The organism is SAR86 cluster bacterium, from assembly GCA_023703675.1.
GTDB lineage: Bacteria > Pseudomonadota > Gammaproteobacteria > Magnimaribacterales > AG-339-G14 > AG-339-G14.
The window spans coordinates 900,803-913,079 of the sequence record CP097974.1; the positions used below are offsets into that span (position 1 = coordinate 900,803).

Sequence of the window (12,277 nt, forward strand, 5' to 3'; positions counted from 1 at the left end):
TTTAATTTTCGAGCTGAGACTTTACTTCTTCCGCAAAATCAATTTTATTAACTTCTATTCCTTCGCCCAATTCATATCTATGAAAATTTAAAACGTTTAAATTTTGTTCTTCAAGTAAAGTTTTAATATTTTTTGAAGGATCTTTTACAAAAGGTTGGTTTAAAAGGGAAACCTCTGATTTAAACTTTTCCAATCTTCCTTTAACCATTTTTTCAACTATATTCTCTGGTTTATCAGAATTCGCAACCTGAGCTTTTATTATTTCCTCTTCTTTGGATACTAAATTTTCATCTAAATCATTAGGATCAATTACCAAAGGAGATGAAGCGGCTATATGCATAGCAATATCCTCTCCAGCGTTTTTATTTTCTTGATTAATAGATACTATAGACCCGATTTTATTGTTTCCATGTACGTATGAATACAAATTATCAGATTTAATTATTTCTCTTCTTCTAACGACAATATTTTCTCCAATTTTTTGAATTAAAGCCTGTCTCTTTTCTTCTAATTTTTCTTCGGAAAGTTGAGCCAAAGAAGAATCTGGATTTTGTAGGCAAGAATCCAATACCTCTTCGCAGAATTCAATAAAGCTATCATCCTTTGCAACAAAGTCGGTTTCACAATTTACTTCTAAAATAACAGCCAAATTCTCAGAAGAGTCTATTTTGGAGATAATACGTCCCTCGGCAGCGGTTCTAGAAGATTTTTTTTCAGCTTTAAGAGCACTATTTTTTCTTAGATTAGTAATTGCTAATTCTAGATCTCCTTTTGATTCAACAAGAGCATTTTTACATTCCATCATACCTAAACCAGTTTTTTCTCTTAATAATTTAACTTCGCTTGCTTTAATTGTCATAACTAACCTCAATAAACTTACTATTCTGAAGTTTTACTTTCGTCTAAGTTCTCTTTACTTTCTTCTTGAGTATCTAAAGACTCAGGAGAATCCATATTTAGTTCTTTTTCAACATTCTTAGGTGAAACAGATTTTTTCTCTTCTTTGGTCACTGTTTTTTTATTTTCTTCTCCCTTTCTAACGATCACAGGTCCATCGCCGGAAACAATGCCAGTAGCTTTTGAGGCCCCTTCAAGACAAGCATTAGAGATTATTCTTGTTAATAAAGAAACAGATCGAATCGCATCGTCATTTCCAGGGATAACATAATCTACGCTATCGGGGTCAGAATTCGTATCTACTATACCAATGATAGGTATGCCCATCTTTCGAGCCTCAGAGACAGCAATTTTTTCATTTTTTACATCAACCACAAATAAGGCTTCTGGCAAACCTCCCATATTTTTTATTCCGCCAATAGATCTTTCTAGCTTATCCATTTCTCTTTTGATACCCAATACTTCCTTCTTAGTCAAAGGATCAAACTTGCCTTCCTCTTCCTGAGTTTTCAGAATTTCTAACCTTCTTATTGAAGCTCTGACAGTTTTATAATTAGTGAGCATCCCCCCAAGCCAACGGTAATTGACGTAAGGCATATTGCATCTTTCTGCTTCTTCCTTTATCACCCTGCTTGCTGATCGTTTGGTCCCTACAAAAAGAATTCTATTATTTGATGCGGCTAACTGACTGCAAAAATCAATTGAAGGCTTAAGAAGTTCTAAAGTCTTTTCTAAATTTATTATGTGAACTTTATTTCGTGACCCAAAGATATAGTTATCCATTTTTGGATTCCAAAACCTTGTTTGATGTCCGAAGTGCACTCCGGCTTTAAGCATTTGATCTATGGAAATGTCCATTTCCGCTCCTTTATGATGTAAGCCCTAAGGCTTGGGTTAAACTTCCTTGAGCCAAAATATCAAACTAGATTTGAGCTAAACCTAGCACCCAAATATTTATTTAACTCAAGTGCGAATTGAATTTTTTAAAATTCGAAGAGGATTTAAACACAAATGTTTAAATCGAGAAAGAAAAATTTATAAATCTGAAAGTGAATATATCCCAGGTGTTTTACCTGCAATCCAATTGATAGCAGAAATGGCTCCTTGAGCAAAAATATCTCTTGATTTAGCTTCATGCTTCAATTCGATAGATTCATTTTCCATAATAATTTTTATTGAATGAACTCCTACTGAGTCCTCATCTCTAGTTGAATTAATAGAAATTTTTATTTCTTTATTTTTTTCTTCAATAATTTTTTCTAATTCAAGTGCAGTACCAGATGGAGAATCTTTTTTATTCTTGTGATGAATTTCATTTATTTTGACTTTTTTTGAGAAAGCGCTTAAGTCGTTATCGGACAAAAGTTTCTTAATAAAATTAATTCCTCTACTTAAGTTTGGAACCATCATTATGGGTATAGAATTTGAGAGAAGTTTCAAAGACTCTAATTGCTCATTTGAATGCCCAGTGGAGGCGATGATCAATGCAGATTTATTGAGTTCAGAAAATTTTACAATATCTTCAAATGCTTCAGGAGAAGAAACGTCTATAACCACATCTGGTTTTGAAATTTCTTCAAAAGAATCTTTAAGTTCTAACTCACAATTCGATTCAATAAAGGTCGATATTTTTTTGCCAAAATTTTTGTTATTTTTTGAAGCAAGACAACCTATTAGGTTAATATTATTTTGATTTTCTACTTCAATTAATATTTCTTTTCCTAATCTCCCAGTGGCGCCGCATAATACCAAGTCTATAGTCATCTAAAGGCCTCTTAAAAAATTCTTAGCACTTTTATACCATTTCTCAGTTAAAGGTTGATTATCATTTTTTGAAATAGATTTTTTGAATTGTTCAAGCAAGTTTTTCTGATCTGAATTTAACTTGATTGGTACTTCAACCAACACACGAACGAGTATATCTCCTTTTGAACCACCTCTTAAAGGTTTTATGCCCTTACCATTTAATCTAAATAACTTATGACTTTGTGTTCCCTCAGGAATCTTAAATTTAACTTTACCCTCCAAGGTAGGAACTTCAATTTCAGCTCCTAAAGATGCATCAACAAAGTCTATTGGGACTTCACAATATAAGTGCTTACCGTCTCTTTCAAAAATTTCATGGCTTTTTACATTAATTTCAATGTAAAGATCTCCATTTCCACTCTTTCCAGAATCTCCTTCTCCAGACAATCTAATTCTATCTCCAGTATCAACTCCTTGAGGAATGTTGACTGACAAAGTCTTGTTTTCTTTTTTATAACCTGATCCCCCACACTTATTACAGGATGGATCATGGATTTCTCCCTCGCCTTGGCAGTGCGGACAGGTTTGTTGCATTGAGAAAAACCCTTGCTGTGCTCTAATTACTCCTTGGCCTTGACAATGACTACAAACCTGCCAATGTCCATCGCATCTTTGCGTAGAAGGGATATCTAAGTTAATCTTTTTACCAGTTACAGCATCTTCCAAAGAGACTTCTAAACTGTAACTTAAATCTGAACCTCTCCTATTCCTGGAGCCTCTACTTGAACTTCCTCCAAAAATGTCCGAAAAGATATCTCCGAATATATCGCTGAAACCCTCAGCAGCGCTTTGGGCATTATTAAAAGAAGAATTTACACCTTGATGACCAAATTGGTCATAAGCTTGTCTTTTTTGATCATCTGACAATATTTCATATGCCTCGGAAAGTTCTTTAAATTTTTCATCTGCCTTTTCATCACCCTGATTTCTATCTGGATGATATTTCATGGCTAGCTTTCTATAAGACTTTTTTAAATGTTCCTTTGTTGCAGATCTATCTACCCCTAGCACCTCATAGTAATCTCTTTTACTCATGGAAGTGGGGACTATGATTAGCTTTTATTTTCTTCTTTTACTTCTTCAAAATCTGCATCTACTGCTGAATCGTCTGAGTCTTGAGGAGTATCGGAATTCTCTTCAGAGGAATTAGTTTGCTGTTCCTGATAAAGTCTTTGTGCAAGTGAAGATGACGCTTCTGCTAAAGCTTTTGTCTTTTCTTCTATACTATCTTTGTCATCGCCTTTAAGAGCTTCTTCTAAAGCGGAAATTGCTTCTTCAATCTGACTCTTTTCTTGATCTTCTACTTTGTCAGCAGATTCTTCTAAGGTTTTTTTACAACCGTGAATAAGTGTATCAGCAGCATTTCTAGCTTGAACCATTTCTTCAAATTTTTTGTCCTCATCGGCGTTAGCCTCAGCTTCTGCAACCATTTTTTCAATGTCGTCTTCAGAAAGACCTCCAGAGGCTTGAATGGTAATGGATTGTTCTTTGTTGGTAGCTTTATCTTTAGCTGAAACATTTAGAATACCATTTGCATCGATATCAAAGGAAACTTCGATTTGGGGCATACCTCTAGGAGCTGCAGGAATGCCATCTAAATTGAAAAGACCTAGTTGTTTGTTTTCCTTCGCCTGTTTTCTTTCTCCCTGCACAACATTAACAGTAACGGCTGTTTGATTATCCTCTGCAGTAGAAAATATTTGAGATTTATTGGTTGGAATGGTTGTATTTTTTTCTATTAAAGGAGTCATTACTCCACCCATTGTCTCAATTCCTAAAGTAAGAGGTGTGACATCAAGTAATAAGATATCAGTCACATCGCCTGACAATACTGCTCCTTGAACAGCTGCGCCTACAGCGACAGCTTCGTCTGGATTTACATCTTTTCTCGGTTCTTTTCCAAAAAATTCTTTTACCTTTTCTTGAACCAAAGGCATCCTAGTTTGCCCTCCAACTAAAATAACATCATTGATATCTGAAGGCTTAAGATTTGCATCTTTCAACGCTACTTCTACTGGTTTTAGGCTTCTTTTAACTAAACCCTCAACCAAAGATTCCAGCTTTGATCTAGTAATCTTGATAAGCAAATGCTTAGGACCAGATGCATCAGCAGTTATGTAAGGAATGTTGATTTCCGTTTGCTGATTTGAAGAAAGTTCAATTTTTGCTTTTTCGGCAGCTTCTTTTAATCTTTGCAAAGCAGCAGGATCTTTTCTTAAATCAAAATCTTGCTCACTTTTAAACTCATCTACAAGAAAATCTATTAATGCAAGATCAAAATCTTCCCCACCTAAAAAGGTATCCCCATTGGTAGATAAAACCTCAAATTGTTTTTCGCCATCTATTTCAGCTAGTTCAATAATTGAAATATCAAATGTGCCTCCACCTAAATCGAATACGGCAATTTTTTGATCTCCTGTCTTTTTATCAAGACCAAATGCTAAAGCAGCAGCAGTTGGTTCGTTTATAATTCTTTTGACGTCTAAGCCAGCAATTTTTCCAGCATCCTTAGTAGCTTGCCTTTGAGAATCATTGAAGTAAGCAGGTACTGTAATTACTGCTTCTTTAACCTCATGACCTAAATAGTCCTCTGCTGATTTCTTCATTTTTGAAAGAATTTGCGCAGAAACTTGTTGAGGTGCTAAATCTTCACCATTAGCGTTAACCCATGCGTCACCGTTTTTAGCTTTTACAATTTTAAACGGACAAATTTCAGAATCTTTTTTAACTACGTCGTCATCGAATTTTCTTCCTATCAGCCTTTTAATGGCATATAAAGTATTTTCTGGATTGGTAACAGATTGTCTTTTGGCGCTTTGGCCGACAAGGGTTTCTCCGTCGGTATATGCAACTATAGACGGTGTGGTTCTTCCACCTTCGCTATTTTCAATTACCTTCGCTTGATCACCTTCCATTATTGCAAGGCAAGAATTAGTTGTTCCTAAGTCAATTCCTATAATTTTGGCCATATGTACCTCTTTTTAGTTACATACGTTAATTAAGGGCGATTAAATTTATTTCAAGTCTTTTTTTACTTTTTATTCACTACAACCATGGCAGGTCTTACAACTCTCTCGTTAAATTTGAATCCTTTTTGAAAAACCTCTAAGACAATGTTTGGTTTTTCTTTGTCGTCATCGCTAACAGATAAAGCTTCATGTTCTTTTGGATCGAATTCTTCACCTTTCGGGTCAATCACTGAGATTCCATTTTTTTCAAGGGCTGAGATAATTTCCCTGACGATAAGAGATATGCCTTCAGCAGGAACAGTTTTGGCTTCTATGTCTTGATGTTCTAAAGTTCTAAAAAGGTTATCTATTGAAGGAATTAGATCCTTAACGAGATTTTCATTTCCATACAGGCGAGCTTTTGTAACTTCATTTTGAGAAATTCTGCGTAAATTTTGAATTTCTGCTTGATATCTTAAAAGTTGTTCCTTTAATTCTTCAATTTTTGGATCCTCTGTTGATGATTCCTCAGATGATTCACTCGAATTTTCATCAATATTTGATTCTTGAGAATTTTCTTCTTGAAGAGCTTCCTCATGTTCTATTTTTTCTTTAGCTTGGTCTTCTGTATCTTTTTTATTCATCAGCAATAGGTTCTACATACAAAACTAATCTATGATCAACTATCTTATAACCTCTCTCTTCGGCCAATTTTTCTTGCTGTTCTTCAATAATTTCATTGGTAAATTCTATGACTTTACCAGTTTTGAGACAGACCATATGATCGTGATGATCGTTAGGAGTCAGCTCATATACGGAGTGGCCGTTTTCGAAATTCTGTTTCATCAAAATGCCTGCTGATTCAAACTGAGTTAGCACTCGATAAACAGTTGCTAGGCCGACTTCGTCGCCTGCTTCAAATAACTTTTTATAAACTTCATCTGCGCTTAAATGTTTTGTTTCAGATTCTTCAAAAATTTCTAAGATCCTGATTCTAGGCAAAGTTACTTTTAGCCCAGCCTCTCTTAAGTTTTTATCTTCAGCCATATTTAATTAAGATTCTTCAAAAATTTCTAAGATCCTGATTCTAGGCAAAGTTACTTTTAGCCCAGCCTCTCTTAAGTTTTTATCTTCAGCCATATTTAATTAATAGTATAATTTAGAAAAATTTCAAGATGTTTAAAAAACTTATTTTATATTTTTTAATAGCTATTTGCATTATCGCCTGTGCCAATAGGTTTTACAGAGTTCCAATTTCACAGGGAAATATTGTTACTGACGAAATGATAGATCAGCTTGAAATAGGACTAACTTCTGCTCAAGTACAATTTATTATGGGCTCTCCATCATTTACCAGTGTCTTTAATTCAGATCGATGGGAATATATTGGCACTTTTAGTGTTGGTGAAAATAAAATTACAAATGTTCATTATGTTTTAACTTTTGATAATGGAAAATTAAAGACTTGGAATAATTTACTTGACGAAACTTAAATAATTCCGGGAATCACTGCCTTTCTTTCTTTAGGGTATTCTTCAAAATTTGCTTGTAACCATTTGTGATTTGAAATCGCTCTTGGCAGTAAATTTGCAAGAGTCCAAAAAAAGAAAACAAATCCAGCTAGATTCATAGTCATCAAAGCCCAGCCAAACCATTCTAAAAATTCTCCTAAATAATTTGGACAACTAACCTTTGAATAAAGAAAGCCTTTTGGAATCGAATATTGACCATTATTTTTTTTCTTTAGGGATATCATAATTTCGTCAGCTATTACATTCACTGTCATGCCTATAAAAAAAATAATTATTCCGATAACAAAATAAAAACTCAAAATCCATTCATTGGAATAATCAATAAGAACAAAAATCCATGTTCCTTGGAAAAAAACATTTATTAAATTAAAACTAAATGCTGAAGCCATGACGTTAACAGGCATTTTTTTTGAATTATTCTGAGCTCTTAATGGCCAAACAAAGCTTCTATTAAAATAATGGAGGCAGTATAGAGAAGTCAAAACTACATGAATTAAGTTATTAGAGTCACCATATAATAAAAAAAAGATGATCATTAAGTAGAAGGCAGGAGATTCCATAACAATCCAACCTGTCCTAGCTCCCACAGAATACTTTGAATGTTTTATGTGCTTTCCATAAGGTGCTGGCTGCCTGATTAAATAAAAAAAAGCCGTCAAGCCAAGCAAAGCCCAACAACAAAGGAAGAAATAGTAAACCATCAAGTTAAAGCGTAAATAAAAATCAACAGCACCGATAGAGGAGCAATAATTTTTAAGCAACTTTTAAAGGTATTTTTAAAGATTTTTGAAATATTTAAATCGTTTTCAATATCTAAATTCGGAATAAAGAATCCAACCATCAAACATATTAACAAACCGCCTAAAGGCAACATGAATTGGTCTGTTATTGTGGCAGTCCATTCAAAAAAATTAAGCCCGTTAAGCTCATACTCTGACCAAATATTGTCAGAGAAAACCGTTCCAAGGCCTATCACCCAAGCTATAAAGCCTAAAAAAACAACTCCTTTTGCTCGTGAAAAAATTTTTTCTTCTTCAATCCATGCGGTAAAAGGTTCAATTAAGGAAACTGAGGAACTTAAAGCTGCAATCGAAACTAAAATAAAAAATATTGAATGAAAAATACTTCCCAATGGCATAGCGTGAAATGCTACGGGAAGGGATTCAAACAACAATCCTTTTCCTACAAATGCTGAAAGCTCTGGGTTACTAAATACGATAGGAAAGATAGTAAATCCAGCCAGTAGAGCCACTAAAGTATCCAAAAAAATAACAATTAATACAGTTTTACCTATCATTTGTTCCTGCGGCATATATGCCCCATAAGCCATAATAGATCCCATTCCAATGCTAAGAGTAAAAAAAGCTTGCCCCATTGCGGTAATTACTACTCCTGGAGTGATTTTTGAAAAGTCTGGATTAAATAAAAAGGTAAAGGTTTTAAGAAATTCACCAGTAACTGAAGAGTAAATACAAAGAACAATTACTAAAAAGAAGAGTATGGGCATCAAAATATTAATCGCTTTCCCAATACCATCCACAACACCCTTGCCCACTACATAGCAAGTTATTCCGATGAATAAGGTATGCCAAAAAATCATGAGCAGTGGGGATTCTTTGAAATCTGAATAATATTGAACCGAATACTCTGCTGGATTCAACTCAGATACAGGTATTGAGCTAAAAATATATGAAGCGGCTATTCCCGCAATCACGCTATAGTATGAAAGAATCAAAAGCCCTGCCAAGGCTCCTAACCATCCCAAGACTAACCAAAATTTACTTAGGTTAAAATCTGAGATAATCTTTGTGACTGAATTTATTGGGCTCTTACGTCCATACCTTCCGATATAAATTTCAGCAATCATTATGGGAAGTCCAAGAAGTAAAATGCAGAGCAAGTAAACTATTACAAATGCTCCACCCCCACTTTCTCCAGCTAGGTAAGGAAACTTCCAGATATTTCCTAAACCTACTGCTGCACCAGCTGCTGCGAGGACAAAAGTCCAGTTCCCTTTCCATATTTTTGCTTGGTTCATTTCTTTTCTAATGATTAGTAATTATTTAATATTTATACTCAACTAATGTCAAAAAACAAAAAAATAAATTCAAGGCCTGTAATTGAGAACAGACAAGCTAGATTCAATTTTGAGCTCTCCGAAGAATTTGAAGCAGGTATTTCTTTGAACGGCTGGGAAGTAAAAGGTATTCGCGCGAGTCAGGCAGACATGAAAGATAGTTACGTTCTTATGAAACAGGGCGAAGCCTGGTTGATAGGAATGAACATTAGACCTCTCAATGAAGTTACTCATAAAGTAGACCCAATTAGGACAAGAAAGCTTTTATTGACTAAATCAGAACTTGCGAAAATCTATAAAGCTACACAAGAAAAAGGTCTGACTTGTGTGCCTACTAAACTTTTTTGGAAAGAAAATTTAATAAAAATAAAAGTTTCTTTAGGAAAAGGAAAAACAAAATATGACAAAAGGCAGTCTTTGAAAAAAAAGGAATGGGATAGAGAAAAATTAAAAATTACCAATCTTCCTAGTAACTTGAAATAAATTCATTAAAATATCGGCCCACGGGGGCGAAATGGATTAGACATTTATTTGAGAACCTGAAAGGCATGTCGAGATGGTAACAATCTCGTTAAATTTAGTTACGAAACATTTAGTTGGCAATAAAGCAAACTACGCACTAGCCGCATAATTCGGCTAGCTTTCTTGGCCTGACACCTATTAAGGTTAAAGAAAGTCACTAAATAGGTTGCTTGAGAGAATTTTTCTGGAGTTTTCTCAAAAAGAATTTACAGAATATATTTTATTTATCCTGCTCATCGGAGAAATAAAAAAGAAACAATAGATGAAACTAAACATGTAGAACTGAAGGGGATGAATCGATGGACGCGGGTTCGATACCCGCCGCCTCCACCATATTATTTCTGAATGATATATATAAATCTTATTTTTGAAAATAGATTAGATATGAGTTTAAAAATCTCTTAACATTGATTTATGAATAATCCTCTCACTGAAAACTTTAAATCTAAATTTGGACTTCCTCCATTCGAAAAAATTAAACCAAAACATTATTTACCAGCTTTCAAAAAAGCAATTGCCGATCATAAAACTGAGATAGAACTTATTTTAAAAAATAAGGAAAAACCAACCTTCAGAAATACTATTAATGCCCTAGAAAATGCTGGCTCACTTTTATCAAAAGTTAGTAGAGTTTTTTTTAACGTTTTATCTGCTGATTCATCTGATGAGCTCCAAAAAATAGCTGCCAAAGTAACTCCGTTATTATCAAAACATAGAGACAGTATTTCTTTAAATGTGTCTTTATTTAAAAAAGTAAAAAAAGTCTATGAATCTAATGAAGACTTGAACGAAGAACAACGCAGGTTAGTAAAAATTACTTACGATAATTTTAAGCTCAATGGTTCTGATCTTGACTCGAAGAAAAGAGCTTTGTTAAAAAAAATTAATCAAAAACTATCATCTCTATCATTAATTTTTGGGCAGAATACTCTTAAAGAAACGAATGCATTTGAACTGATTATAAACAACAAGTCTGATTTAGATGGCTTACCGAAAGACCTAGTCAGTCAAGCTAAACTTCAAGCAGAAAAAGAGAATTACAAAGGCGCCTGGTTATTTAAAGCAACTAGAGAAAATCTTTACCCTTTTCTAACTTTTTCAAAAAATAGAAATCTTAGAGAAGAAATTTACAAAGGTTATGTTAACAAAGGAAAAAATAACAACCAGAACAACAATGAAAAAATTCTTATAGAGATGTCTAATTTAAGAGAAAAAAAAGCTAATCTTCTTGGCTTTAGATCACACACTGATTTAGCTTTACAAAATTCGATGGCGGAAAACAAAAAGAATGTTTTAAATCTTTTAGACAATGTTTGGAAGCCAGCAAAATTAAGAGCGAAAGAAGAAATAGATGAGATTCAAAATCTTATTCAAGCTGAAGGGAATAACTTTAAATTGAAACCTTGGGATTGGTGGTTCTATGCTGAAAAAGTAAGAGAATCCAAGTTTAACTATTCTGAAGAAGAAATGCGCCCTTATTTGTCTTTAGAAAATATTCAAAAAGCGGCATTTGCAGTTGCTGAAAGGTTATTTGAGATAATGTTCGTGCCTTTGAATAACTATCCCAAGTACCATAAGGATGTCAAAGCATATAAAGTTTTGAATAAATCCAAAAAAATTGTCGGAATCTTTCTTACTGACTATCACGCAAGACCTTCAAAGCAAGGTGGCGCGTGGATGACTAGCTATCAGGATCAGAGTAAAAACAATGGTTCAAAGTTTCCAATCATAATAAATGTATGTAATTTTCCAAAATCAAAATCTGCTAAAACCACATTGTTAAGCTTTGAACAAGCAATTACGCTTTTCCACGAATTTGGTCATGGATTGCATGGATTGTTGTCTGATGTAACTTATCCTTCTTTGTCAGGAACTTCTGTGCCAAGAGATTATGTAGAATTTCCCTCTCAAATGATGGAAAACTGGATAAGATCGCCAAAGGTTCTCGAAGAGTTTGCATTGCATTATAAAACTGGAAAAAAAATACCCAAAAGCCTTCTAAAAAAATATGAAAAGTGCCAAAAATTCAATCAGGGTTTTGCAACAACCGAGTATCTTGTTGCTTCCTATCTTGATCTTGCATGGCATTCAGAAAAAAAGAAGTTATCTAATGTTGAGAAATTCGAAAAAAATCTATTTAAATCGCTAGGCAAGCCAGATGCTATAGATAGCAGATACGGAAGTACGTATTTCAATCATATTTTTTCTGGAGGATATTCCTCAAATTATTACAGTTACATGTGGTCTGAGGTTCTCGATTCTTCTGCTTTTGAAGTTTTCGAAAAAAAAGGTCTTTTTAATAAAGCCTCTGGAAAAAAACTCAAAGAATTTGTCTATTCGTCAGGAAATTCAAAAAATCTTATGGATCAATTCGTTAAATTTTATGGAAAAAAACCTGATCCAAATAGGTTGCTTCAAAAAAGAGGATTAATGTAATTTATTTAAAAAAATTTTAAATAAATTGACAAAATATACTAAAAACCTCATCATTTCCC

General features: G+C 33.8%; 11 protein-coding genes, 1 other RNA gene and 1 pseudogene. 4 read left to right on the top strand and 9 right to left on the bottom strand.

Annotated elements, in window-relative coordinates:
- Position 1: 1 nt before the first annotated feature.
- The 7 genes and pseudogenes from tsf to fur all read right to left on the bottom strand — a co-directional run bounded on the left by tsf (position 2) and on the right by fur (position 6,698).
- Entirely contained in the window at positions 2 to 859 is an 858-nt protein-coding gene (gene tsf / locus M9C82_04570) for a translation elongation factor Ts (protein URQ73232.1), read from the bottom strand.
- Between the two features lie 20 nt (positions 860 to 879).
- Positions 880 to 1,755 carry a 30S ribosomal protein S2 gene (gene rpsB / locus M9C82_04575; GenBank protein ID URQ73233.1) on the bottom strand — a complete coding sequence of 292 codons (876 nt, stop codon included), beginning with the start codon at positions 1,753 to 1,755 and terminating at the stop codon, positions 880 to 882.
- A 177-nt stretch (positions 1,756 to 1,932) separates the two neighbouring features.
- Complete coding sequence (locus M9C82_04580; GenBank protein ID URQ73234.1) at positions 1,933 to 2,661, bottom strand: hypothetical protein; 729 nt, start codon at positions 2,659 to 2,661, stop codon at positions 1,933 to 1,935.
- 66 nt (positions 2,662 to 2,727) lie between these two features.
- Positions 2,728 to 3,738: pseudogene (dnaJ, locus tag M9C82_04585) on the bottom strand (molecular chaperone DnaJ).
- A 17-nt stretch (positions 3,739 to 3,755) separates the two neighbouring features.
- Positions 3,756 to 5,672 carry a molecular chaperone DnaK gene (gene dnaK, locus M9C82_04590; protein ID URQ73235.1) on the bottom strand — a complete coding sequence of 639 codons (1,917 nt, stop codon included), beginning with the start codon at positions 5,670 to 5,672 and terminating at the stop codon, positions 3,756 to 3,758.
- Between the two features lie 62 nt (positions 5,673 to 5,734).
- A complete protein-coding gene (gene grpE / locus M9C82_04595; protein URQ73236.1) occupies positions 5,735 to 6,295 on the bottom strand; it encodes a nucleotide exchange factor GrpE in 561 nt (186 codons plus the stop codon).
- Entirely contained in the window at positions 6,288 to 6,698 is a 411-nt protein-coding gene (gene fur, locus M9C82_04600) for a ferric iron uptake transcriptional regulator (GenBank protein URQ73237.1), read from the bottom strand. The genes grpE and fur overlap by 8 nt, the downstream gene beginning before the upstream one ends.
- A gap of 128 nt (positions 6,699 to 6,826) precedes the next feature.
- On the opposite strand from fur, the gene M9C82_04605 reads away from it, so the two are divergent.
- Entirely contained in the window at positions 6,827 to 7,144 is a 318-nt protein-coding gene (locus tag M9C82_04605) for an outer membrane protein assembly factor BamE (protein URQ73238.1), read from the top strand.
- Here M9C82_04605 and M9C82_04610 read toward each other — a convergent pair.
- On the bottom strand, positions 7,141 to 7,842 hold the full coding sequence (locus M9C82_04610; protein ID URQ73239.1) for a DUF1295 domain-containing protein: 702 nt from the start codon (positions 7,840 to 7,842) through the stop codon (positions 7,141 to 7,143). The two genes, M9C82_04605 and M9C82_04610, sit on opposite strands and share 4 nt — an antisense overlap.
- Positions 7,843 to 7,883: 41 nt before the next feature.
- The gene (locus tag M9C82_04615) at positions 7,884 to 9,221 is read right to left on the bottom strand and encodes a sodium-dependent transporter (GenBank protein ID URQ73240.1); all 1,338 of its coding nucleotides are present in this window, start codon (positions 9,219 to 9,221) and stop codon (positions 7,884 to 7,886) included.
- A gap of 45 nt (positions 9,222 to 9,266) precedes the next feature.
- On the opposite strand from M9C82_04615, the gene smpB reads away from it, so the two are divergent.
- From smpB to M9C82_04630, 3 genes are all read left to right on the top strand, one after another.
- A complete protein-coding gene (smpB, locus tag M9C82_04620; GenBank protein ID URQ73241.1) occupies positions 9,267 to 9,743 on the top strand; it encodes an SsrA-binding protein SmpB in 477 nt (158 codons plus the stop codon).
- 22 nt (positions 9,744 to 9,765) lie between these two features.
- Positions 9,766 to 10,115, top strand: a transfer-messenger RNA (tmRNA) gene (ssrA, locus tag M9C82_04625).
- An 81-nt stretch (positions 10,116 to 10,196) separates the two neighbouring features.
- A complete protein-coding gene (locus M9C82_04630) occupies positions 10,197 to 12,218 on the top strand; it encodes a M3 family metallopeptidase (protein URQ73242.1) in 2,022 nt (673 codons plus the stop codon).
- The last annotated feature ends 59 nt before the right edge of the window (positions 12,219 to 12,277 follow it).

Coding starts and splice junctions, on each gene's coding strand:
- tsf (URQ73232.1), bottom strand. CDS start 859: ATGACAATTAAAGCAAGCGAAGTTAAATTATTAAGAGAAAAAACTGGT.
- smpB (URQ73241.1), top strand. CDS start 9,267: ATGTCAAAAAACAAAAAAATAAATTCAAGGCCTGTAATTGAGAACAGA.
- M9C82_04630 (URQ73242.1), top strand. CDS start 10,197: ATGAATAATCCTCTCACTGAAAACTTTAAATCTAAATTTGGACTTCCT.
- rpsB (URQ73233.1), bottom strand. CDS start 1,755: ATGGACATTTCCATAGATCAAATGCTTAAAGCCGGAGTGCACTTCGGA.
- M9C82_04580 (URQ73234.1), bottom strand. CDS start 2,661: ATGACTATAGACTTGGTATTATGCGGCGCCACTGGGAGATTAGGAAAA.
- fur (URQ73237.1), bottom strand. CDS start 6,698: ATGGCTGAAGATAAAAACTTAAGAGAGGCTGGGCTAAAAGTAACTTTG.
- grpE (URQ73236.1), bottom strand. CDS start 6,295: ATGAATAAAAAAGATACAGAAGACCAAGCTAAAGAAAAAATAGAACAT.
- M9C82_04605 (URQ73238.1), top strand. CDS start 6,827: ATGTTTAAAAAACTTATTTTATATTTTTTAATAGCTATTTGCATTATC.
- M9C82_04615 (URQ73240.1), bottom strand. CDS start 9,221: ATGAACCAAGCAAAAATATGGAAAGGGAACTGGACTTTTGTCCTCGCA.
- dnaK (URQ73235.1), bottom strand. CDS start 5,672: ATGGCCAAAATTATAGGAATTGACTTAGGAACAACTAATTCTTGCCTT.